This is a genomic window from Pseudomonas sp. ANT_H4, assembly GCF_008369295.1.
In the GTDB taxonomy this organism is placed as follows: domain Bacteria; phylum Pseudomonadota; class Gammaproteobacteria; order Pseudomonadales; family Pseudomonadaceae; genus Aquipseudomonas.
This window is the reverse complement of the sequence record NZ_VOBG01000001.1, coordinates 353,367-375,875: the sequence shown is the minus strand read 5'-3', so window position 1 is coordinate 375,875 and position 22,509 is coordinate 353,367. Positions and strand designations below refer to the sequence as shown.

Below are 22,509 nucleotides of genomic sequence, written 5' to 3'. Positions count from 1 at the left end.
GTGGCGCCTCTGTGAATCACTCAAGTATTGATCAGCCCCGCCGAAGTAGGTGTGACGGAGCCGTCATTTTTTAGCGGCTCAGCGTGCCCCCCCTATTAGAAAATTTGCCGAGCTGCGCTATGAGATCAGGATGATCCGGGCCTCGGCCAGGAGCTGTCATGTCTCAACCACGCGCCCGGATTGCCTCCCAGCTGGGGTTTGCCTTAGCGGTGATATTGGCTGTCGTCATCAGCGGCAGTACTGTCTTTGCCCTGCGTTCCCTGGACTCCGCCAACCTCGATACCCGGGAAGAACACCTGGCCAGCGAGGCGCGGTTGCTCGCTGACCAGCTCAATACCTTCCACGGCACCTTGCGCGAGAGCACCCAGCGTTTGAGCGGGCTGTTCGAAAAACGCTTCGGCGCCGGCTTGAGTGTGCGTGCAGACCAGCTGGTGACAGTGGCCGGCGTGCAGACGCCGAGCCTGTACCTCGGTACTGAGATGCTCAACAACAACTTCGACGAAGTCGACGAGTTCAAGCAGATGTCCGGCGGCGTGGCCACGGTGTTTGTGCGCAGCGGCGATGACTTCATCCGGGTCAGTACTTCCCTGACCAAGCAGGATGGCAATCGCGCCATCGGTACGGTGCTGGATCGCCAGGGCCCGGCCTATTCGCGCCTGCTGGCCGGGCAGAGTTACATCGGCCGAGCGGTGTTGTTCGAACGCTCCTACATGACTCAATACAGTCCAGTGCGTGATACGGCCGGTAAGGTCATCGCCGTATTGTTTATCGGTTTCGACTACACCGATGCGCAGAACACCCAATTCGACAACCTCAAGCGTTTCCGTATTGGCCAGACCGGCTCCCTGGCGTTGCTGGACGAACAGCAGCGTTGGTTGGTGCCGCCGGCCGGCGTGCAAGCATTGGATCAAGCGGTTCCGGTGATGCTCGATCTGGCCAAGAAACCGGGTAAGGGCCATTTCTGGAGCGACAAGAACGAAGACTTCTACAGCGTTTCGGTGCCGTTCGACGGTGGCCCGTGGTCGGTGGTGGCGAGCATGCCGAAAGCCGAAATTCGCGCAGTGACCTGGTCGGTGGGCATTCGCCTGGTGATCGGCAGCGTGCTGGCGATGTTGCTGGCGGTGGGCGCGACGGTCTGGCTGCTGCGCAGCAAATTGGCGCCGCTTGGGGACCTGGTGCGCCAGGCCGAAGCCTTGGGTGCCGGGGATTTGAGTGCGCGCTTGAATGTCTCCAGCCACGACGAAATCGGTCAGTTGGCCCGCAGCTTCAATCAGATGGGCGAAGCGCTGTCGAACATGGTGTCCCATATCCGCAAGGCTGCCGAAGAGGTCAACAGCCGCGCTCAGGCGCTGTCCGGTCTGTCCGGTGGTGCCTATGAAGGCATGGAGCAGCAGTCCGGCGAGATCACCAGCATGGCCGGCGCAGTGGAAGAATTCAGCGCCACGTCGCTGAACATCGCCGACAATATGGGCAGTACCGAACGCCTGGCCCAGGAAAACGCCCAGCAAACACGGATCGGCCGTACCTCGATGCAAGAGGCGTCGTCGTCCCTGGAACATATCGCCACCGCACTGAACAGCACGGCGACGGTGATCAACACCTTGGGGCAGCGCTCCCAGGAAATCGGCGGAATTGTTGGGGTGATCACCTCGATTGCCGAACAGACCAACCTGCTGGCCCTCAACGCCGCCATCGAAGCAGCCCGGGCCGGCGAGCAGGGTCGTGGCTTTGCGGTGGTGGCCGATGAAGTGCGCAACCTGGCGTCGCGCACCCGTCAGGCCACCGACGAGATTTCCGGGATGATCCAGAGTATCCAGCAGGAAACCGGCAACGCCATCAGCACCATGGAGCAAGGCAACGTGTTGATGCAGGAAGGCCTGTCACGCAATGCCGATGTGGCTTTGGCTCTGGCGCGGATCGACGAACAAAGCCGCTCGGCCGGCCAGCAATTTGCCGCGATCACTACCGCAACCCAGGAACAGAGCAGCACTGCCACATTGCTCAGCAGTAACTTGCAAAGCATCGCCCTGGCCAACAGTGAGCAGCGGGAAGTGGTGTCGAACCTGGCGATTACCGCCAAGGAACTGGAGACGTTGGCGGCGGGTTTGCGCCATGAGGTTGACCGATTCAGGTGAGCATCAAAACTGTGGCGAGGGATTAGCTGATCGCTGCTGGCCGATACTGCAACGCTTCTGCCAAATGGTGGCGGCCGATCGCTTCCATCTGCTCCAGATCCGCCAAGGTGCGGGCGACCTTCAACAATCGATGCGCCGCCCGCAGCGACAAAGTCAGCCGCTCGCAGGCGGTCTCCAGCCAGCCTTCATCGACTTTCGCCAGCGCGCAATGCTCTCGTAGCCCCGGCAAGTCGAGAAAGGCGTTGGCACAACCCTGGCGCTGCTGCTGGCGGTCGCGGGCCTCGGCGACACGTACCGAAGCGCTGGCCGTGTCGTCTCCGGCTTGTGTGGCCGGGTTCAGCGCGGTGCTTTCCCGCGCAACGGTCACGTGCAGGTCAATGCGGTCCAGCAACGGCCCGGAGAGTTTGTTGCGATAGCGCTGGATTTTTTCCGGCGAACAACGACAGCGCCCGCTTGGCTCACCCAGATAGCCACATGGGCATGGGTTCATCGCGGCCACTAGCTGAAAGCGCGCCGGGAAACTCACCCGGTCGCGGGCGCGGGAGATGACGATATGGCCCGACTCCAGTGGCTCGCGCAGTACCTCCAGCACCTTGCGATCAAACTCCGGCAACTCGTCGAGAAACAGCACGCCGTGATGGGCGAGAGTGATTTCTCCAGGCTGCGGTTTTGAGCCGCCGCCTACCAGTGCTGGCCCTGAAGCCGAATGGTGGGGCTGGCGAAATGGTCGGTGCGGCCAATGGCTCAGCGGTGCCAGGCTGACCACTGACTGAATCGCCGCCACCTCCAGCGCTTCCTGCTCGCTCAAGGGAGGCAGCAATCCTGGCAGGCGACTGGCGAGCAAGGTTTTGCCGGTGCCTGGCGGCCCGCTGAACAGCAGATTATGGGCGCCTGCCGCGGCAATCAATAACGCTCGTTTGGCCGCCAACTGGCCCTGGACTTCACTCAGGTCGGGGTAGGGCTTGTTCAGGTACATCAGGCCACTGGAAGCGAAGGGATCAATCGGCACATGCCCATTCAGGTGCGCCACCACTTGCAGCAGGTGATCTACCGCAATCACCTTCAAGCCGGAGGCAAGGCACGCCTCTTCGGCATTGGCCCGAGGCACTATCAAGGTGCGCCCGGCCTTGCGTGCTGCGAGCGCCGCTGGCAACACACCCTTTACCGCGCGTACTTCGCCGGACAGCGCCAGTTCGCCGAGGCACTCCACGTCATCGAGCATCAGCGCTGGCACCTGCACGCTGGCGGCGAGAATCCCCAGGGCAATCGCCAAATCAAAACGTCCGCCGTCCTTGGGCAGGTCGGCGGGCGCGAGGTTGAGGGTGATACGGCGGGCGGGATATTGCAGGGCAGAGTTGAGAATGGCGCTGCGCACTCGGTCCTTGCTTTCCTTGACCGCCGTTTCCGGCAAACCCACTAGCGTAAGCGACGGCAAACCATTGGCCATATGCACCTCGACGGTGACGGCGGGGGCTTCGACGCCAATCTGGGCGCGGCTGTGGACGATGGCGAGGGACATGCTCGTTCCTTGAAATGGGATGGCCGCTTCCTGCGGGTTTTCCAAGAGTAGACGAGGTGGGGAAGAGTGAGGCGGGGAGGTTTTACAGAGCGTGACCAAACTGTAGGAGCGAGCTTGCTCGCGAAAATAGTCAACGATAACGCGGGCATTCTGAATGAACGCGGCGCTCTCGGGCTCTTCGCGAGCAAGCTCGCTCCTACAAGGGCAGGCGTTATTCGGTGGGTGGATTCAACCGCGCTTCCAGCTCTGCAACCTTGGCTTCAAGGCTTTCCAGCCGTGCCCGAGTGCGGGCCAATACGACCATCTGGCTATCAAACTCTTCCCGGCTGACCAGGTCCAGCTTGCTGAAGCCACTCTGCAACAAAGCCTTGAATTGGCTTTCGATTTCGTTGCGAGGCAGCGGGGTTTCGCCGCTGAACAGGCGGGAGGCGTGGCCGCTCAGGGCGTCGAGGAGGTCTTTGGGAGCGAGCATGGGAAACATTCCGGAAAACTGTTGGCAGGCAGTGTATCACGCAGCGTCTACAGTCTTTTCCTCGCGGCGCGGCGCACGCTTTTCGTGCGTGGGGTCGGGCAGCTGCGCACTGTTTTCGTGCGTATCCACGCCGCCGTAGGCCCCCGCAAGTGGGCACGAGTGAGCAAAGGATTGATTTCAGTGATTTTTACGGAGCTGGCAAGGTTTCTGCTTAGACCATCATGACCCATGCACTGATGCAGTCGCTGTGACGAATGCAGTGCGCCGACGGAGCGGGGTACAGGTTTCGTCACCAGTGGTTAGCTCGCGTCGCAATGGCACTTGTCAGGGCGACGAAGCGTTACAAAGCCAGGCACTGCGCTTAGACTTGAGACGGGTTTGTTTTCCTGGGGCAAGTCCACCAATTCGGGAGAGAGTTTTCATGAAGCTAGTCACTGCCATCATCAAGCCGTTCAAGTTGGACGATGTACGCGAGTCGTTGTCCGAGATCGGCGTGCAGGGCATTACCGTTACTGAGGTCAAAGGCTTCGGTCGGCAGAAGGGTCACACGGAGCTGTATCGCGGCGCGGAATACGTGGTCGATTTCCTACCGAAGGTGAAGATTGATGTCGCCATTGACGACAAGGATCTTGATCGGGTTATCGAGGCGATAACCAAGGCCGCCAACACCGGCAAGATCGGTGACGGCAAAATCTTCGTGGTCAATCTGGAACAGGCTATTCGCATCCGTACCGGCGAAACCGATACCGACGCAATCTAAGCCGCCAAACCCCAACGCCCCAGGAGAAAACAATATGACTCTGCGTAAATTCGCAGGGCTAGGAGCCCTGTTGTCCATCGTAATGCCCAGCCTGGCTATGGCGGCAGACGAAGTGGCGGCTCCAGTCCTCAACTCCGGCGACACCGCCTGGATGCTGACCGCTACCGCATTGGTGCTGTTCATGACCATCCCCGGTCTGGCGCTGTTCTACGGCGGTATGGTCCGCTCCAAAAACATTCTTTCCGTGATGATGCAGTGCTTCGCCATTACCGGCATGATCAGCATTCTGTGGGTCGTCTACGGCTACAGCATTGCGTTCGACACTACCGGGATGGAGCAGGGCGTCGTCAACTTCAACTCGTTCTTCGGCGGCATGGGCAAGGCGTTCCTGGCGGGTGTCACTCCGGCCAGCATCACCGGGCCTGCGGCGCTGTTCCCTGAGGCGGTGTTCATCACCTTCCAGATGACCTTCGCCATCATCACTCCGGCACTGATCGTCGGTGCGTTCGCTGAGCGCATGAAGTTCTCCGCGATGCTGATCTTCATGGCCATCTGGTTCACCCTGGTCTATGCGCCGATTGCGCACATGGTCTGGAGCGGCAACGGTGGCCTGTTGTGGGATTGGGGCGTACTGGACTTCGCTGGCGGCACCGTGGTACACATCAACGCCGGTGTTGCTGGCCTGGTCGCGTGCATCGTGCTCGGCAAGCGTAAAGGCTACCCGACCACGCCGATGGCTCCGCACAATCTGGGTTACACCCTGATCGGCGCGGCGATGCTGTGGATTGGCTGGTTCGGCTTCAACGCAGGTTCCGCTGCTGCTGCCAACGGCACTGCCGGCATGGCGATGCTGGTGACCCAGATCGCTACCGCTGCTGCGGCGCTGGGCTGGATGTTCGCCGAGTGGATCACCCACGGCAAGCCAAGTGCCCTGGGTATTGCTTCGGGTGTGGTTGCCGGTTTGGTCGCCATTACGCCAGCCGCTGGCACCGTGGGCCCGATGGGCGCCCTGGTGATTGGTCTGGTTGCCGGTGTGATCTGCTTCCTCTGCGCTACCAGCCTCAAGCGCAAGCTGGGCTACGACGACTCCCTGGACGCCTTCGGTGTTCACGGGATCGGCGGTATCGTCGGTGCGATCCTCACCGGTGTGTTCGCAGCCCCGGCCCTGGGCGGCTTCGGCACTGTGACTGATGTTGCGGCACAGGTCTGGATTCAGGCCAAGGGTGTCGGTTTCACGGTGATCTACACCGGTATCGTGACCTTCGTCATCCTCAAGGTGCTGGACAAGGTCATGGGCCTGCGGGTTACCGAAGAGGAAGAGGCGGTCGGCCTCGATCTGGCGGAACACAACGAACGTGGCTACAACTTGTAAGTACGCTTAAAAAAGATGCCCGGCTTGCCGGGCATTTTTTTGTCTGGGGTTTGTCTGCGGTAAAGGGTTGTGAGCATTTTTGTGCTGACTTTGTGATTGGATCCACAGGGTGCTTTTTACTGTGCGAATGTCTTACATGCATGTAGGCGTATTCGGCACTTTGTTTTTTCCCTGAGCGCGCTAGAATGCGCGCCGATGTGCGCAGAACTGTATGTGGCTACAGACCCTGATTATCCTGCGGGCCAAGCCCCGGGGCTTTCATTTGGTGACGGACGAGTTGCTCGTTGGTTTGCCTGAATTGAAGGCCAGTCGGGTGGGCTTGTTACATTTGTGGCTGCAGCACACCTCGGCCTCGTTGACCGTCAACGAGAATGCCGACCCGGCGGTTCGCCGTGACTTCGAACGTTTTTTCAACACGCTGGTACCACAAGGTAGAGCGGTGTATGAACATGACGACGAAGGCCCGGATGATCTGCCGACGTACTTCAAGGGCAGACCGCTGGGCTGTCAGTTGAGTTTGCCGGTCAAGGCCGGCCACTTGGCGATGGGGACCTGGCAAGGTGTTTATCTGGGCGAGCACCGCGATCATGGTGGTGCTCGTAAAGTCCTCGCCACCTTGCACGGTGATGGGGCATAAGCCGCTGGTTATCCGGCGGATGTTGATTTTTTTCCAGCCACCGTCGACAGACGGCGAAGCTGGGCTATAACTAATCTGCTTTTCGCAAGTCATGAGGTAGAACATGAGCGACGATGATCTGGAAAACGACGACCTCGAAGTAGGTGACGACGAAGCCGAAGAAGGTCTGGAAGCGGCTGCGTCAGACGTTGCTGACGACGACGGCGGCGAAGACGCACCGGCCCCGGCTGCCAAGGGCAAGGCCAAGGCTGCTGTTTCGGTTGACGAGCTGCCAAGCGTTGAAGCCAAGAACAAAGAGCGCGATGCGCTGGCCCGAGCGATGGATGAATTCCTCGCCAAAGGCGGCAAAGTGCAGGAAGTCGAGGCCAACGTGGTGGCTGATCCACCGAAGAAGCCTGATAACAAGTACGGCAGCCGGCCTATCTAAGGTCAGTTACTTGCTTGCTGAAAAAGCCCGCCGTCGCTGCGGGCTTTTTCATGGCTGACACAAAGAGCCTTTCATCACGCAAGTTATGCGTTCCAGCGGGCGAGCAAATCGGGCAGTTCAGTCAGGCTGCGAATCTCTGCATCTGGCAATTGCTCGGCTTCCCAGGCTTTACCCGCTGGGTTGAACCAGATAGCGCGAAGCCCCGCCTGCTGGGCGCCGGCAATGTCATCGCCGGGGTGGTCACCAATATGTACGGCGGCGCTCGCATCTACACCACCGCGCTGTAACGCCTCCTGAAACAGCCGTGCGTCCGGCTTGGCGATGCCGATATCCTCGGCACGCAGGGCAAACTTAAAGTAATCCGCCAGACCGACGCGTTGCACATCGGCGTTGCCGTTGGTGATCACTCCCAGCATGTACTGGCGGCCCAGGGCCTGCAGCATGGGCTCTGCTTCGGGGAATATCGTGAGTTGGTGCCGGGCGTGGATGAACGCTTCGAAACACGCATCCGCCAATTCCGTCGCCTCAGGCTGTGGATAACCTGCCTCTTCAAAGGCATGCAGCAGGACACGGTGACGCAACACACTGATACGGTATTTCAGCTCGGGATAGCGCTGCAGCACCTGTTGGCGCAGGCCGGCGAACTTTTCCAGGGGCAATTCGCCCACCAATGACGCATGAGTGGCGAGCCATTCGCGCATCGACGCCTCGGCGCTGATGATGACGGGCACGTTATCCCAGAGCGTGTCGTCCAGGTCGAAGGTGATCAGCTTGATGCTCATGAGTCGCCGCCTTTAATGCGTTTGGCCCGTGGATGGGCGCTGTCGTACACCGTCGCCAGGTGCTGGAAGTCCAGGTGGGTGTAGATCTGGGTGGTCTTGATGTCGGAGTGGCCGAGCAGTTCCTGCACCGCGCGCAAGTCTTGTGAAGACTCCAGCATATGGCTGGCAAACGAGTGCCGGAGCATGTGCGGGTGCAGGTTTTGCCCCAGCTCGCGCTCGCCGGCGGCCTTGACCCGCAACTGGATCGCCCGTGGCCCGAGGCGCCGCCCTTGCTGGCTGACAAACACCGCATCATCCGCCGGATTGCTCAGGGCTCGCAGCCCCAACCACAGTTGCAAAGCTTCCCGGGCTTTCTTGCCGACCGGCAGCACGCGGGTCTTGCTGCCCTTGCCGAGCACTTGTACCAAGCCATCCGCGAGGTCCAACTGATCGAGGTTGAGGCCGGTCAACTCCGACAGGCGCAGGCCCGAGGAGTAGAACAGCTCAAGGATCGCCTGGTCGCGACGGGCGAGGAAGTCATCCTCTACCGCGCCATCGAGCAGTTGCAAGGTACGGTCGGCATCGAGGGTCTTGGGCAGGCGCCGTTCGCCCTTAGGCGGCGCGAGACCGTTGGCCGGGTCGTGGTCGCAGAGGCCTTCGCGGTTCAGGTAGTGATAAAGGCCACGCACCGCCGACAGCAAGCGCGCCAGGCTACGAGAGGATTGGCCTTGCTGGTGGAGGCGGGCGATCAGGCTACGCAAGCTCTGGATGTCCAGGACCTTCCAACTGCTGATCTGTTGTTTCTCGCAGAATGCCAGGACCTTGTTCAGGTCCCGTCGGTAGGCTTCAAGCGTATGGGGAGACACCTGGCGCTCGCTGCGCAGATGAGCGCAGTAGGCGTCCAGTTGTCGTTCCATGGCTAGCGCACCGCGCGCAGGGCGGTGGTGAAGCGCGGCAGGACGCGGCCCAACACTTCGGCGATGTAGCTCAAGAACAGCGTACCCACCGAACTCTTGTAGTGCTGTGGGTCACGGCTGGCGATGGCCAGTACACCGTGCAGGCCTTGATGGCTGAGGGCGACCACGGCCGTGGAACCGATCTGCTTGCGCTGTTCTTCACCAAACAGGAAGTCCAGCTCATGCTCGCGCAGAGTGCCACTGATGGTTTTACCTTCCGACAGCAGGCCACCAATGGCGGTTTGCGCATCGCTGCCGCTGACCCAGCGGCCCACCGGCATCGGGTTGTCGCTGAACAGGATCAGGCTGACAAAAGGTACCTGGAAGTCCTGGCGCAGGCTGTCTTCGACGGCAATGACCGCGTCTTCCAGGCTGGCGGCGTCCATCAGGGTCAGGACCAGCCGACGGGTCTTGTCGAACAGGCGGTCGTTGTCGCGGGCCACGTCCATCAGTTGCGAGAGCCGATGGCGCATTTCGATATTGCGCTCGCGCAGGATCTTCATCTGCCGCTCCACCAGCGACACGGTATCGCCGCGTTGGTGGGGAATGCGCAGGGCCGGCAGCAGCTCTTCATGCTCGACGAAGAAGTCCGGGTTAGCCTCCAGGTAAGCGGCGACGGCCGCTGCCTCCAGACTTTCATCAGGGGTTGGTTCGGACTCTTGAACGGGTACCTGGGGCTTATCGGTCATTGGATTGGCTCACTCATAGACGGACTTGTCCTTCGTATACACGCATGGCCGGACCGGTCATCTTCACCGGCTGGCCTGGGCCTGCCCATTCGATGGACAGGCGTCCGCCGGGCAGGTCGATCAATAGTGGCGAATCCATCCACCCCTGGCTGATCGCGGCCACGGCAGCGGCGCAAGCACCGGTGCCGCAGGCCTGGGTTTCCCCGGCACCTCGCTCCCAGACGCGTAATTGCGCGCGGGAGCGGTCGATGACCTGCAGGAAACCGACGTTTACCCGTGCCGGAAAGCGCGGGTGATGTTCTATCTTCGGCCCCAGCTCATGGACAGGCGCGCTGTTGATGTCGTTGACCCGCAGTACCGCATGGGGGTTGCCCATGGACACGGCGGCCAGTTCTACGCTCTCGCCGTCGACATCGACGCAATAGCTCAGGGCCTGTTCGGCAGCCTGGAACGGAATATCCGCCGGAACCAGCCGAGGCGCGCCCATGTCGACGCTGATCTGGCCGTCGCTGCGAATATCCAGCTCGATAATGCCGCTTTTAGTCTCGACGCGAATCTGCCGCTTGGCGGTCAGGCGCTTGTCCAGGACAAAACGGGCGAAACAACGTGCGCCGTTGCCACACTGTTCTACTTCGCAACCGTCGGAGTTGAAGATCCGGTAACGGAAATCCACGTCCGGATTACTCGGCGCCTCGACGAGCAGCAACTGGTCGAAGCCGACACCGGTGTGCCGGTCGCCCCATTGCTTGGCATGCTTGGGCAGGATGTGCGCGTGCTGGCTGACCAGGTCGAGGACCATGAAGTCATTGCCCAGGCCGTGCATCTTGGTAAAACGCAGCAGCATGGCCTTACTCCGGCAGCAGGCTTTCGCCAGCAAACAACTCGGCTACTGTCTCGCGGCGGCGCACTTCAAACGCGTGATCACCGTCCACCAACACTTCGGCTGTACGCCCGCGGGTGTTGTAGTTGGAGCTCATGACAAATCCGTAGGCACCGGCCGAATGCACGGCCAGCAAATCGCCTTCTTCCAGGGCCAACTGACGTCCCTTGGCCAGGAAGTCGCCGGTTTCGCAGATCGGGCCGACGATGTCATAGGTGCGGCCTGCACCATCGCGTGGGCGAACCGCAGTGACATTCATCCAGGCCTGGTACAGCGCGGGGCGGATCAGGTCGTTCATCGCCGCATCGACGATGGCGAAGTCCTTGTGTTCGGTGTGCTTGAGGTACTCGATCTGGGTCAGCAGTACGCCGGCATTGGCGACGATATAACGGCCCGGCTCGAACATCAGTGTCAGGTCGCGGCCTTCGGTGCGCTCACGCACGGCCCTGATGTAGTCGGCCACCAGCGGCGGCTCTTCATCGCGATAACGCACGCCGACACCGCCACCGAGGTCGATGTGGTGCAGGTAAATGCCGCACTCGCCGAGGCGGTCGATCAGTGCCAGCAGGCGGTCGAGGGCATCGAGGAAGGGAGGCAGGCTGGTCAGTTGCGAGCCAATGTGGCAGTCGACACCGAGTATTTCCAGGTTCGGCAGTTGGGCGGCGCGGATGTACACATCCTCGGCGTCAGCAATGGCGATGCCGAACTTGTTTTCTTTAAGGCCGGTAGAAATGTACGGGTGAGTACCTGCATCAACATCCGGGTTGACCCGCAGTGAAATAGGCGCGCGAACGTTCATCTCGGCGGCAACTACTTGCAGGCGCTCCAGCTCGTCGGTGGATTCGACGTTGAAGCAATGCACGCCCACTTCCAGGGCGCGGCGCATGTCTTCACGTGACTTGCCGACGCCAGAGAACACGATCTTGTCAGCCTTGCCGCCAGCCGCCAGCACGCGCTCCAGCTCGCCTCGGGACACGATGTCAAAACCGGCGCCCAGGCGCGCCAGGACATTGAGCACGGCCAGGTTGGAGTTGGCCTTGACCGCGTAGCACACCAGGTGTGGCGTACCGTCCAGCGCATCGGCGAAGGTACGGTATTGTGCTTCGATGTGGGCACGAGAATAAACGTAGGTCGGAGTGCCAAAGCGCTCGGCAATTGCAGACAGCGCCACGCCTTCCGCGAACAGCTCGCCGTCCCGGTAGTTAAAAGCGTCCATGGTGTTCCCTTAGTAGGTGTCGTGCTTGTGCGCTTTGGTTTGCGACGATTGCGCCTGTTCATTCGGGTCTTTGCTGTCATCGGGCAGATACAGCGGGCCTTTTTGACCACAGGCACTAACGAGGCAAGCGACCGCGACGAGCGCAGCAAGGGAAGAGATCAGGCGCTTCATGGCGAAATCCTTGAATATGCATTAATTGCGCCCGAGTATACCGACCACCCGCCAGCTTGCCTATGCGCCGGGACACCCGTCCGGCGGGGCTTTGCCGAGTTTGTCGGGAAGTGGCCTACCTCAAGCGAGGATATTTCATGCAGCTCTCGGTAATGAAATTGGTATCCTTTGCAATCGTCGGGGCTCGCCCGTATCGTGCGGCGCTTGAGCGTGAGTAGACACTTTTCGAGGTTCCCACAATGAGTTTGACCGAAGCCCGCTTTCACGATCTGGTGGATGCCACCCAGCAAGCGCTGGAAGATATTTTCGACGAGAGTGGCCTGGACGTGGATCTGGAGAACTCGGCGGGGGTACTGACCGCCAAGTTCGAGAACGGTAGCCAGTTGATCTTCAGTCGCCAGGAGCCTCTGCGTCAGCTATGGCTGGCTGCGCGCTCCGGTGGTTTTCACTTTGACTACGATGAAGAGGAAAAGCGCTGGGCACATGACACCAGCGATGAGCTGCTCAGCGAAATGCTCGCGCGCATCACCCTGGAACAAGCCGGCGTCGAGCTGGACTTCGACGAGATCTGATCGTGACACAGCCTGTTTCGGTTCGCCCGCCCAAGCCGCTGTTCAGCAATGCCAGCCCGGCGGTGCCGTCACCTTGTATCAGTTTATGTCGGCTAGATGAGCAGAAAGTCTGCCTCGGCTGCTTCCGGCATGTGGAAGACATCCGTGAGTGGCGCTCTGCTGACGATCAGCGCCGACGGGTAATCGTTGCCCAGGCCGAGCAGCGCAAGGCTGGCGCCTGACCCTCAGGTCAGCCTGTCTTGTTTATTTATTGTGCTGTGGTAGTGTCCGGATACACCTCAACTCATCGAGGTCCGTGAGAACCCCGCCTTTTCCTGGCGGGGTTTTGCTTTTTTGTGCAGAAAAAAGGAGTCTGCCTGAATCATGACCGCACCTTCCATCATCCTCACCCGTCTTGACGTGCAGCGTCTTGAGCAACTGATCGACCGTGTAGGCGAAGCTTCGCCGGGCGTCGAGGCCCTGCAACATGAACTCGACCGCGCCGAAGAAGTGGTTGGCCACGATGAAGTGCCTGCCGGTGTTGTCACCATGAACTCCAGCGTGCATTGCCGTGAGCAAGGCAGTGGCAAGGACTATCACCTGACCCTGGTGTACCCCAAGGACGCGAATGCCGACGAAGGCAAAATCTCGATCCTGGCTCCGGTCGGCAGCGCCTTGCTGGGCTTGCAAGTCGGTCAGCACATCGATTGGCCCGCACCGGGAGGCAAGACCCTCAAGCTTGAATTGCTCAGTGTCGAAGTTCAGCCCAAAGACGGCGGCGCCTTTTCTCTCTAAATCTGGCCCAGTGCCTCGTTGAGCGCCTGTTCCAACTCGGCCTTGTAGCGCAGGTACAGATTGCTCGGGCTTTGAACATCACCGAGCAGGCCGGACAGGTCCAGATCGGTGATGTAGCAGCGGTAACGCTCGGTCTCCCGGCGTTGCCCGATGATTTCCTGGGCGACCACTGCAAACAGTTGGTCGCCAAATTCCAGCTCGGAAAACTCCCGTTGATTGCAGTACAAGGTGATGCCGACCTGGCCGGGTGCGGCCTTGCCGATAATCGCCTGCACGTCGTAGAACGGCTTGTTGGCCGGGGTTTGCGGCGCCGGGCGAGGCTCGGCCCTGCGTGCGCGGCCGCTGCCCGAAGGTGATAGCTGGTAATACAGCGTCTGCACCGCGCCCAGCGGTTGCTGGGGGTCCAGCGGTGACAGCGCGTCACGGCGATAGATGACCGATTGCAGGAATCGCTGCAAGGGCACCAACAGGCTTTGCTCGTCGTGAAACGGCAGGCGTTGCTGCCAGAGCGCGTTGAATTCGTCGAGCACGTACAGCTCAGCGAAGGTGTCGTTGATCCGGTAGAACACCTGGACACAGTCCGGCAGGCCCATGGGCAGCAGCAGCGCCAGGTCGTGGTCTTCCAAGGCCATAGCGTCCAGGTGCAGCGGGCTGTAGCTGGCCAATTCCTCGCTAAGGTAGTCGACCAGCGCCTGCTGGCTAGCCAGTGACACATGGTTGGCCTGGCCTGGCGCCAGCTCCATCACGTGATAGTGCTGTTGCACCTGAATCAGGTAGCGATGGTTGAGCTGGCCGAGCAGCAGGTTTTGCGCGGTGTCGAAAATCTCTTCCACCCGCTGGGCAATGAATTGCGCGCGGTTGTGACAGAAGCAGCGCACCCGCAGCCGCGGCAGATGATTGCTCGGCAGTTGGTTGAGGTAGTCGCGCAGGCAATCGAGTAGGGCGTGGGGGCCGTCGTAGCGGCTGACCATCACCTCGCTCCAGCTGTTGAGCGTGACCTGGTCCAGGGTCAGCACCAGGTTTTCCCGCACTCCTGCGTAGCTCAGGGAGTCGGTGCGCTCGGTGGTCATCAGGATATTCAGGTCGCGGTGATGCTTGAGCGGATCGACGCCGACATTGACCAGCAACAGCACTTCATCGGGTATCGCCGTACGCAGCAGTTGATCCTCATCAACGCTGACCAGAGGCAGAGTTATGGTCTGCTGCAGGCTGCCCAGTAGGTTGAATAGTTCGAACTCGGTCAGGTCGCTGGTGCCTGGATGTAGCGCCAGGCGGGTGCTGCTGTCGATCACCCCGTTGCGGTGGCACCAGGTAAGCATTTCCAGCAGGTCACGGCTGCGCTTGATTGGCGCAAAGTGTTCCCACTCCAGAGCCGTCAGGTTGCCGTTGTACAGGCCCCAATGGTGCTGGCCCGGTTCTTTGCGGTTGGGCGACTGCACCAGCGTCAGGGTGTCTTCGGCCAAGTCGGGGGCAATGCCAGGGTTGATGAACTCGACCTTGCCGGCCTTGCGCTCGAAGGCGGCATACAGGCGCCGGCCGAGCACATTGAGGTCGCGTTTGTTGATCAGGCTGACGGTCTGTTCGGTGCGGGCGAACTGGGTCAGGAAGCGATAGCTGTAATTGAGCTCGTTGACCAGGGCCCGGCGTTCGGACGCAACCTGGCGGACTTTCCACTGGCTGCGGCTATCGAGCAAGGCCAGTTGTCGTTGATCCCAGCCCCATTCGTTGGCCAGCCGCTCCAGCAGCAATCGTTGCCAGCCAGAGGTACGCTGCCCGCTGCTGAGTTTGCGGTTGACCTTCAGGTACAGGCTGCGCCGCACCAGTTCCAGGCGCTCCGGTTCGTTGCGGCCCTGGAGGTATTCCTCGATGCGGCGATAGACCACGATGTACGGGTCCAACTCATCCAGAGCGACCTGGTTGGCGAACACCGCACGTTTGAAGCGAAGGCTCAGGCATTGCACCTTGGGGTGTTCGCTGGCGTAGACCTCGGTCAACAGCAGCTTGAGCACCGATTTGTAGGGTGACTCAATGCCCTTGAACAGTTGCCACAGGCCTGCGCCGATAAACTCACCAGGCGGGATGTGCGCCAGGTGGCCGAGGTCTAGGGTTTCATCGGCGCGTATAAAGCGTTTTGAGATCAGCGCGTGAGTGAATTGAGCATAGCGGGTTTCTTCGTAGACCGGCACCAGCCACCAGATGGGCGTACGTCCGGCCAGCCAGATGGCGGTGCGGTAGAACTCGTCCAGCAACAGATAGTGCTGGGTCGTACCGCAATCGTCGGAACTGAGCTGGGTGTCGCGCTCACCCTGGACAAAGCGGTTCGGTTCGATCAGGAAGAAGTGCGCTTCGGCGCCCATGGTCAAGGCCCAGGCTTCCAGCAACTGGCATTTCTTGCGCAGCTCGGTCAGCTCGCTCTCGCTTAAATCAGCGGCGTGGCAGACCCAAACGTCCATATCACTCTGATCTGCCTGAGCCAGGGTGCCGAGGCTGCCCATCAGAAACAGACCATGAATAGGGAGCGGAGGGTTGCCGTGACGGGGTTTGTAGGAAAAAGATCGGGTCAGGCGCAGGGCTTCGGCCAATGCCTGGTCGTCAGGTTCGAAGTTCGACAGCCCGGCCGGAGTGCTGCCCGAGACATAGCCGGGCAACAGTGGGTGATTGACGTGAAAAAACAGCGGCAGCAGGGTCAGTACGCTTTGCTGGCGCGGCGTCAAACCTTCCATGGCCCTGGTCATGCGCCCATCATTGAGGGTCAGAAATCGTGTGCGCAACTGGGCCAGCACCTTGCGGTCGATGCCTTCGTCCAGGTTGGGGCGGATTTCGTGGGTGCGGGTCATGTCGAACTCGGTGGCTCGCAGGGCCCGGCGTGGGCAGCCGTGTAGGAGTTTACAGACAGAAGCGTAGGAGGTTTAAGGGGAATTTGTTTTTGGCGTCAGAATTTTATCCCGGGCACAGAAGTGCCCGCGGAATCCGTCAGAAGGGATTCCGTGGGCGATACGATGTGTCAGGCTGCTTCTGTGGCGGTGGTCAGTATGGTCAGAAGGCTTTGGGCATGTTGAGCCGCGTCCCGGCCGAGGCTAGTCAGATAGCCGCCGTCTGGCTGGTCGATCAGGTCTTTTTCAAACAGTCGCCGGGCAGCAGCGATAGCAGCAGGTGCTGCAGTTTGATGAACTTTCAGACCTTCTTGGGAGCTGTCCAGGTTGAAGAGTGCAAGGATTTCCAGTTCGGCAACCAACTCAGGGGTATACGACATAAGGACTCCAGACTTTCTAGGAATTTTTAGGCGTTAGCAGTCCATAAGGTGAACGTACTTTGCCAAGCTGTCCAGTCAGAAGTCGTGAGGTATTGATATGGGACAGGATTGCGGCCAGCAAGAGTTTGCTGGCCAGGAAGATGTTCTGCTTACTGCTTCTCTGGCGGCAACTCTGGCAGCGCGCGCAAGGCAGTTTCATACCATTCGGTATTGAAGGCGCGGTCTTCTTCGAGCAAGGCGTCGATTTCGATGGCGAGTACATGGGCCATCATTTGCAAGATGTCTTCGCGCTCGTAGCCCACCAGGGTCAGCTTGTTGAATGTGGCTTTGGCTGCAGGCGGGTTGTCGCTTTCGATCTGGTTTTCGATCGCTTCAATTAAGGTGGTCTCGGCGAACTCTTCTTCGTCGTTGTCGATATCGGTTGGCTCGCTCATGGCAGGCTCCTGAAGGAAAGGGCGCCAGTCTACCCCCATTCAGGGAGGTGATGCTGCTGGTCAGATCAGGCATGACGTTCTATAACCAACGCAGCCAACCCCTGCATGGCCTGGAGGCTTTGTGATGCTCAAGCTTTACGGATTTTCGGTCAGCAACTACTACAATATGGTCAAACTGGCGCTCCTGGAAAAAGGATTGCCCTTTGAAGAAGTGCCTTTCTACGCCGGGCAAACCGCGCAAGCCATAAGGGTAAGCCCTAGGGGCAAGGTGCCGGTGCTGGGTGTCGAGCAAGGGTTTATTAACGAAACCAGCGTCATCCTCGAATACATCGAACAGACCCAGGGTGGGCCTTCGCTGCTGCCCAGCGACCCGTTCCAGCGTGCTCAGGTGCTGGCGTTGTGCCGGGAAATCGAGTTGTACATCGAGCTGCCGGCTCGTGCCTGCTTTGCCGAAGCCTTCTTTGGCATGCCGGTAGCGGAGGCGATCAAGGAAAAATCCAAGGCAGAGTTGTTGCTGGGGATCGCCGCGTTGGGGCGGCACGCAAAGTTCGCGCCCTATGTGGCGGGCGATAGTTTCAGCATTGCGGACTTGTACTTCATGTACAGCGTGAACCTCGCCTGCGCGGTGGGCGAGAAGCTGTTTGGCCTGGACTTGTTGGCTGAGTTGCCCACGGCCAAGGCGTTGCTGGAGCGTTTGCACGCATTGCCCAATGCCCAGCGGGTGGCGGCGGACAGGGAAGCGGCAATGCCGGCTTTCATGGCGATGATTGCTGCCAAGAAGTAGCGGATCAGTCTGTTGAGTAACTTTGTGGTGAGCGGGCTGTTGTGGCGAGGGGACAAGCCCCCTCGCCACAACTAGCTTATTGCCACAGTTTCGGGTTAGCGGCTGGCGAGCAATGCTTGACCGCGTACCACCGCTGCCTTCACCTGCGCCGGTGCAGTGCCGCCGATATGGTTACGGGCATTCACCGAACCTTCCAGGGTCAATACTGCAAACACGTCCTGCTCGATCTGGTCACTGAACCGGCGCAGCTCTTCCAGGCTCATTTCCGCCAGGTCCTTGCTGTTTTCCACGCCGTATTTCACGGCATGGCCAACGATTTCGTGGCAATCGCGAAACGGCAGGCCACGGCGTACCAGGTAGTCCGCCAGGTCAGTGGCGGTGGAGAAACCGCGCAGCGCCGCTTCACGCATGATGGCGTGCTTGGGCTTGATCGCCGGGATCATGTCGGCAAAGGCCCGCAGTGAGTCGCGCAAGGTGTCGGCGGCGTCGAACAGCGGTTCCTTGTCTTCCTGGTTGTCCTTGTTGTAGGCCAACGGCTGGCCTTTCATCAGGGTCAACAGGCCCATCAGCGCGCCGAATACACGGCCGCTCTTGCCACGCACCAGTTCCGGAACGTCAGGGTTTTTCTTTTGCGGCATGATCGAACTGCCGGTGCAGAAGCGATCTGGCAGGTCGATGAACTGAAATTGCGCGCTGGTCCACAGCACCAGTTCTTCGGAGAAACGCGACAGGTGCATCATCGCGATGCTGGCCGCGGCGCAGAATTCGATGGCGAAGTCACGGTCTGACACGCCGTCCAGGGAGTTGCCGCCGACAGCGTCGAAACCCAGCAGTTGTGCAGTGTATTCGCGGTCGATCGGGTAGGTGGTGCCGGCCAGCGCGGCACTGCCCAGGGGCATGCGGTTGGCGCGCTTGCGGCAGTCCACCAGGCGCTCGTAATCGCGGCTGAGCATTTCGAACCAGGCCAGCAAGTGGTGACCGAATGTCACAGGCTGCGCGGTCTGCAAGTGGGTGAAACCGGGCATGATGGTGTCGGACTCACGCTCGGCCTGCTCCAGCAGGCCTTTTTGCAGGCGGGTGATTTCAGCGAGAATCAGGTCGATCTCGTCCCGCAGCCACAGGCGAATATCGGTGGCCACCTGGTCGTTACGGCTGCGACCGGTGTGCAGTTTCTTGCCGGTCACACCGATGCGGTCGGTGAGGCGGGCCTCGATATTCATGTGCACGTCTTCCAGGTCGACGCGCCAGTCAAAGGTGCCGGCTTCGATTTCACCACGGATGATGTTCAGGCCATCGATGATGCTGTCGCGCTCGGCGTCGGTCAGCACGCCGACCTTGGCCAGCATGGTGGCGTGGGCGATGGAGCCCATGATGTCGTGGCGGTAGAGGCGCTGGTCGAACGTGACGGAGGCGGTGAAGCGCGCGACGAAGGCGTCGACGGGTTCACTGAAGCGGCCGCCCCAGGACTGGTTGGTCTTGTCGGTGCTCATGGATTCGCTCGTGATCTGCTGAAAGAGGGCATGAAGTGTTCCGCCGATAATAACAGGGTTGCCCTAGAGGCGTTGATGCAGCGCGGCGGCATTTTTATTTGCGAGGAGGATGGCTAAGTGCCTTGCCCCCGGCCTCGTCCGGGAAGAGACTGGAGACAGGATTGAATCAAGGGTTTAAAGCCGCCCGCGCCTTGAGGTAAACAAAGGGTGTTTATTGAGACGATATTTGACGATTGAGTAATATCGTCTCTGCGAACGTCTACAGTTGGACTGTGAAGAAGTAAGTATTCGTATCCGTGGCGCTCAGGGCCCGGGGCGTCGCTTATGCGTTGATTTGATCCATCTTGCACCAATGACGGTCGGCGGGGTCGAAGTTCAGGCTATCCATAATGAGAGGGGGGTGTTCGTATTGTGTATCAGCAAACCCTACGACGATGCCCAAAGGCAGCAGGCTTTGGGCGCGATTGAACAGGACCGGGTAAATATTGGTGCCGCTCTTGGGGCACTTTTTGCCGCTCCCGCTAGTCTTAGCGTGGATCGCCGTGACGGAAGTCACCGCACCTGTCTACGCTATCCTTGTGCGAGACTCACGCAGGAATCCAGCGCAATATGAATGTCCTGATCGTTGATGACGAACCCCAAGCCCGCGAGCGACTGAGCCGTATGGTCAGTGAGATCGAGGGATACAGTGTCCTTGAGCCGAGCGCCTCCAACGGCGACGAGGCATTGGTCTTGATCGACAGCCTGAAACCGGATGTCGTCTTGCTTGATATCCGCATGCCGGGCCTTGATGGCCTGCAGGTTGCGGCCCGCTTGAGCGAGCGCGAGTCAGCGCCCAATGTGGTGTTTTGTGCGGCCGAGGATGAGTTTCCCCTTGAGGCCCTACAAACCAGCGAGGTGAGCTTCCTGGCCAAGCCGGTGCGCGCCGAAGACCTGCTCAAGGCCTTGAAAAAAGCCGAGCGCCCCAATCGCGTCCAACTCGCCGCCCTGACCCAGCCCGCAGCGCAAAGCGGCAACGGGCCACGCAGCCATATCAGTGCACGGACCCGCAAGGGCATAGAGCTGATCCCCCTTGACCAGGTGGTCTACTTCATCGCCGATCATAAGTACGTGACTTTGCGTCACGAGGCCGGGGAAGTGCTGCTCGATGAGCCGCTCAAGGCCCTGGAAGACGAGTTTGGTGAGCGCTTCGTGCGTATCCATCGCAATGCGCTGGTGGCCCGCGAACGCATCGAACGCCTGCAACGCACGCCGCTGGGACACTTTCAGTTATTTCTGAAGGGGCTTAACGGCGACGCCTTGATCGTCAGCCGGCGCCACGTCGCAGGTGTGCGCAAGATGATGCAGCAGCTTTAACCCGAGGGTTGCGGCGACCTTCACATCCTCTATCCCGGTGCGTTGAGGTCAGGGTGGCCCCGCACCTGCTGATTCAAATCAAGGCGAATCTGCCTGAGCTGTTATTATCTGCCGTATCTATTCAGTACGGATTGATCCATGTCCTCTCGCGAAATCCGCATCGCCACCCGTAAAAGCGCCCTGGCCTTGTGGCAGGCCGAATACGTCAAAGCACGCCTTGAGCAGGCCTATCCCGACCTGAAGGTATCCCTGGTGCCCATGGTCAGTCGCGGCGATAAGCTGCTTGACTCGCCGCTGTCGAAAATCGGCGGCAAGGGGCTGTTCGTCAAGGAGTTGGAAACCGCTCTGCTGGAGAACGAGGCCGACATCGCCGTGCACTCGATGAAAGACGTGCCGATGGACTTCCCCGAAGGCCTGGGCCTGTTCTGCATCTGCGAGCGCGAAGATCCTCGCGACGCTTTTGTTTCCAATACCTACGCCTCCCTTGATAAATTGCCACTGGGCAGCATCGTCGGCACCTCTAGCCTGCGCCGCCAGGCCCAGTTGCTGACCCGCCGGCCAGACCTGCAAATCCGCTTCCTGCGTGGCAACGTCAACACCCGCCTGGCCAAGCTGGATGCTGGTGAATATGACGCAATCATCCTGGCCGCCGCCGGCCTGATTCGCTTGGGCTTCGAAGACCGCATCACCTCGGCCATCAGCGTTGAGGACAGCTTGCCAGCCGGTGGGCAGGGCGCCGTGGGCATTGAATGCCGCACGGCTGACAGCGAAATTCACGCGCTGCTCAAGCCCCTGGATCACCGCGATACCGAGATCCGGGTGACTGCAGAGCGTGCCCTGAACAAGCACCTTAACGGTGGCTGCCAAGTGCCGATTGCCTGCTACGCCGTTCTGGAAGGTGAAAACCTCTGGCTGCGAGGCCTGGTGGGTGATCCGAGTGGCGGCTTGCTGCTGACCGCCGAGATTCGCGGGCCGCAAAGTGAGGCTGCCAGCCTGGGGGTAAAAGTGGCCGAGGAACTGCTGGAAAAAGGTGCCGGCGCCATTCTGCAAGCAGTCTATGGCGAGGTCGGTCCGCAGTGACAGCTTGGCGTGTGCTGCTGACCCGGCCGGCAGATGAGTCTGTCGCCCTCGCTGCAACACTGTCCGAGCAGGGGATCTTCAGCAGCAGCTTGCCCTTGCTGGAAATCGAAGGCCTACCCGCCACGGCCGAACAGCAAACAGCTTTTCGCAACCTTGACCGCTATTGTGCGGTGATCGTTGTCAGCAAGCCGGCTGCTCGGTTCGCACTGGGATTGCTGGCCCAATACGGGCCACGGATACCGGCTCAACCCTGGTTCAGCGTCGGTGCCGCGACGGCGCAAGTATTGGCCGGCCATGGCCTGGACGTCAGCTACCCCGAGAGCGGCGATGACAGCGAGGCCTTGCTTGAATTGCCCAGGTTGCGCGAGGCTATTGCAGGGCCCGATCCGCGCGTGTTGATCCTGCGGGGCGAGGGTGGGCGCGAGCTACTGGCTGAGCGTTTGCGTGACCAAGGTGCTAGTGTCGATTATCTGGAGTTGTATCGCCGTTTCCTTGCGGCTTACGACACTGGCGTGCTGACGCAACGCATCGACGCGGAACGCTTGAACGGCCTGGTGGTCAGCAGTGGGCAGGGTTTTTTACATCTGCAAGCTCTGGCGGGCGCCGACTGGCCGCGCGTTGCACAGATGCCGTTGTTCGTGCCCAGCCCGCGCGTCGCCGAAATGGCCCGTGCCGCTGGTGCAGAAAAAGTTGTGGATTGTCGCGGTGCGAGTGCCGCGGCTTTGCTAGTGGCGCTACGGAGCCAACCCGTTCCCACTCTCTAAACGCAAA

General features: G+C 60.3%; 24 protein-coding genes and 1 pseudogene. 12 read left to right on the top strand and 13 right to left on the bottom strand.

Annotated elements, in window-relative coordinates; translation table 11 throughout:
- Positions 1-158 precede the first annotated feature (158 nt).
- Positions 159-2,135, top strand: a complete 1,977-nt coding sequence (locus FQ182_RS01810) for a methyl-accepting chemotaxis protein (protein ID WP_149412587.1) — start codon at positions 159-161, stop codon at positions 2,133-2,135.
- 22 nt (positions 2,136-2,157) lie between these two features.
- Here the strand turns inward: FQ182_RS01810 and FQ182_RS01805 are convergent, their stop codons facing one another.
- Both FQ182_RS01805 and FQ182_RS01800 read right to left on the bottom strand, forming a co-directional pair.
- Complete coding sequence (locus FQ182_RS01805; RefSeq protein WP_149412588.1) at positions 2,158-3,654, bottom strand: YifB family Mg chelatase-like AAA ATPase; 1,497 nt, start codon at positions 3,652-3,654, stop codon at positions 2,158-2,160.
- Between the two features lie 211 nt (positions 3,655-3,865).
- The gene (locus tag FQ182_RS01800; RefSeq protein ID WP_133100792.1) at positions 3,866-4,126 is read right to left on the bottom strand and encodes an accessory factor UbiK family protein; all 261 of its coding nucleotides are present in this window, start codon (positions 4,124-4,126) and stop codon (positions 3,866-3,868) included.
- A gap of 421 nt (positions 4,127-4,547) precedes the next feature.
- Between FQ182_RS01800 and glnK the strand changes: the two genes are divergently transcribed.
- The 4 genes from glnK to sutA all read left to right on the top strand — a co-directional run bounded on the left by glnK (position 4,548) and on the right by sutA (position 7,322).
- Positions 4,548-4,886, top strand: a complete 339-nt coding sequence (gene glnK, locus FQ182_RS01795) for a P-II family nitrogen regulator (protein ID WP_002555808.1) — start codon at positions 4,548-4,550, stop codon at positions 4,884-4,886.
- A 34-nt stretch (positions 4,887-4,920) separates the two neighbouring features.
- Positions 4,921-6,258: an ammonium transporter gene (locus tag FQ182_RS01790; RefSeq protein ID WP_133100793.1), complete on the top strand. Its 1,338-nt coding sequence runs from the start codon at positions 4,921-4,923 to the stop codon at positions 6,256-6,258.
- 211 nt (positions 6,259-6,469) lie between these two features.
- Positions 6,470-6,895: a secondary thiamine-phosphate synthase enzyme YjbQ gene (locus tag FQ182_RS01785; protein ID WP_149412589.1), complete on the top strand. Its 426-nt coding sequence runs from the start codon at positions 6,470-6,472 to the stop codon at positions 6,893-6,895.
- Between the two features lie 103 nt (positions 6,896-6,998).
- Positions 6,999-7,322: a transcriptional regulator SutA gene (gene sutA / locus FQ182_RS01780; RefSeq protein WP_133100794.1), complete on the top strand. Its 324-nt coding sequence runs from the start codon at positions 6,999-7,001 to the stop codon at positions 7,320-7,322.
- Positions 7,323-7,405: 83 nt separating this feature from the next.
- On the opposite strand, the gene FQ182_RS01775 is transcribed toward sutA, so the two are convergent.
- The 6 genes from FQ182_RS01775 to FQ182_RS01750 are packed head-to-tail and all read right to left on the bottom strand — an operon-like array spanning position 7,406 to position 11,995.
- The gene (locus FQ182_RS01775) at positions 7,406-8,104 is read right to left on the bottom strand and encodes an HAD family hydrolase (RefSeq protein WP_149412590.1); all 699 of its coding nucleotides are present in this window, start codon (positions 8,102-8,104) and stop codon (positions 7,406-7,408) included.
- A complete protein-coding gene (gene xerC, locus FQ182_RS01770; protein ID WP_149493971.1) occupies positions 8,101-9,000 on the bottom strand; it encodes a tyrosine recombinase XerC in 900 nt (299 codons plus the stop codon). The genes FQ182_RS01775 and xerC overlap by 4 nt, the downstream gene beginning before the upstream one ends.
- Before the next feature lie 2 nt (positions 9,001-9,002).
- Complete coding sequence (locus FQ182_RS01765; RefSeq protein ID WP_149412348.1) at positions 9,003-9,728, bottom strand: DUF484 family protein; 726 nt, start codon at positions 9,726-9,728, stop codon at positions 9,003-9,005.
- A gap of 13 nt (positions 9,729-9,741) precedes the next feature.
- Positions 9,742-10,572 carry a diaminopimelate epimerase gene (dapF, locus tag FQ182_RS01760; protein WP_149412347.1) on the bottom strand — a complete coding sequence of 277 codons (831 nt, stop codon included), beginning with the start codon at positions 10,570-10,572 and terminating at the stop codon, positions 9,742-9,744.
- Between the two features lie 4 nt (positions 10,573-10,576).
- A complete protein-coding gene (gene lysA, locus FQ182_RS01755) occupies positions 10,577-11,824 on the bottom strand; it encodes a diaminopimelate decarboxylase (RefSeq protein WP_149412346.1) in 1,248 nt (415 codons plus the stop codon).
- A gap of 9 nt (positions 11,825-11,833) precedes the next feature.
- A complete protein-coding gene (locus FQ182_RS01750; protein ID WP_003208801.1) occupies positions 11,834-11,995 on the bottom strand; it encodes a lipoprotein in 162 nt (53 codons plus the stop codon).
- Between the two features lie 239 nt (positions 11,996-12,234).
- Here FQ182_RS01750 and cyaY point away from each other — a divergent pair, with 239 nt between their 5' ends.
- From cyaY to rnk, 3 genes are all read left to right on the top strand, one after another.
- Positions 12,235-12,567 (top strand): iron donor protein CyaY, encoded by a 333-nt coding sequence (gene cyaY / locus FQ182_RS01745; RefSeq protein ID WP_149412345.1) that lies wholly within the window; start codon positions 12,235-12,237, stop codon positions 12,565-12,567.
- Between the two features lie 2 nt (positions 12,568-12,569).
- Positions 12,570-12,788, top strand: a complete 219-nt coding sequence (locus tag FQ182_RS01740; RefSeq protein ID WP_149412344.1) for a DUF1289 domain-containing protein — start codon at positions 12,570-12,572, stop codon at positions 12,786-12,788.
- Positions 12,789-12,930: 142 nt separating this feature from the next.
- A complete protein-coding gene (rnk, locus tag FQ182_RS01735; RefSeq protein ID WP_178114369.1) occupies positions 12,931-13,341 on the top strand; it encodes a nucleoside diphosphate kinase regulator in 411 nt (136 codons plus the stop codon).
- Here rnk and FQ182_RS01730 read toward each other — a convergent pair.
- From FQ182_RS01730 to FQ182_RS01720, 3 genes are all read right to left on the bottom strand, one after another.
- On the bottom strand, positions 13,338-16,178 hold the full coding sequence (locus FQ182_RS01730; protein ID WP_149412343.1) for a class I adenylate cyclase: 2,841 nt from the start codon (positions 16,176-16,178) through the stop codon (positions 13,338-13,340). The genes rnk and FQ182_RS01730 overlap by 4 nt on opposite strands.
- A gap of 167 nt (positions 16,179-16,345) precedes the next feature.
- Entirely contained in the window at positions 16,346-16,594 is a 249-nt protein-coding gene (locus tag FQ182_RS01725; RefSeq protein WP_133100804.1) for a TIGR02647 family protein, read from the bottom strand.
- 149 nt (positions 16,595-16,743) lie between these two features.
- The gene (locus FQ182_RS01720; RefSeq protein WP_003208814.1) at positions 16,744-17,028 is read right to left on the bottom strand and encodes a hypothetical protein; all 285 of its coding nucleotides are present in this window, start codon (positions 17,026-17,028) and stop codon (positions 16,744-16,746) included.
- 124 nt (positions 17,029-17,152) lie between these two features.
- Between FQ182_RS01720 and FQ182_RS01715 the strand changes: the two genes are divergently transcribed.
- A complete protein-coding gene (locus FQ182_RS01715) occupies positions 17,153-17,812 on the top strand; it encodes a glutathione S-transferase family protein (RefSeq protein WP_149412342.1) in 660 nt (219 codons plus the stop codon).
- Between the two features lie 95 nt (positions 17,813-17,907).
- Here FQ182_RS01715 and argH read toward each other — a convergent pair whose 3' ends face one another.
- Positions 17,908-19,302: an argininosuccinate lyase gene (argH, locus tag FQ182_RS01710; protein WP_149412341.1), complete on the bottom strand. Its 1,395-nt coding sequence runs from the start codon at positions 19,300-19,302 to the stop codon at positions 17,908-17,910.
- Positions 19,303-19,911: 609 nt separating this feature from the next.
- Here argH and FQ182_RS01705 point away from each other — a divergent pair.
- Positions 19,912-20,658: a LytTR family DNA-binding domain-containing protein gene (locus FQ182_RS01705; protein ID WP_149412340.1), complete on the top strand. Its 747-nt coding sequence runs from the start codon at positions 19,912-19,914 to the stop codon at positions 20,656-20,658.
- Between the two features lie 138 nt (positions 20,659-20,796).
- Positions 20,797-21,738, top strand: a complete 942-nt coding sequence (gene hemC / locus FQ182_RS01700; RefSeq protein ID WP_149412339.1) for a hydroxymethylbilane synthase — start codon at positions 20,797-20,799, stop codon at positions 21,736-21,738.
- Here the strand turns inward: hemC and FQ182_RS30840 are convergent.
- Positions 21,686-21,814, bottom strand: a pseudogene (locus tag FQ182_RS30840) (hypothetical protein); the annotation flags it as partial. The gene hemC and the pseudogene FQ182_RS30840 sit on opposite strands and share 53 nt — an antisense overlap.
- Between FQ182_RS30840 and FQ182_RS01695 the strand changes: the two are divergent.
- Positions 21,753-22,502, top strand: coding sequence for a uroporphyrinogen-III synthase (locus FQ182_RS01695; RefSeq protein WP_350615184.1), 750 nt, complete (start codon positions 21,753-21,755; stop codon positions 22,500-22,502). The pseudogene FQ182_RS30840 and the gene FQ182_RS01695 overlap by 62 nt on opposite strands.
- Positions 22,503-22,509 lie beyond the last annotated feature (7 nt).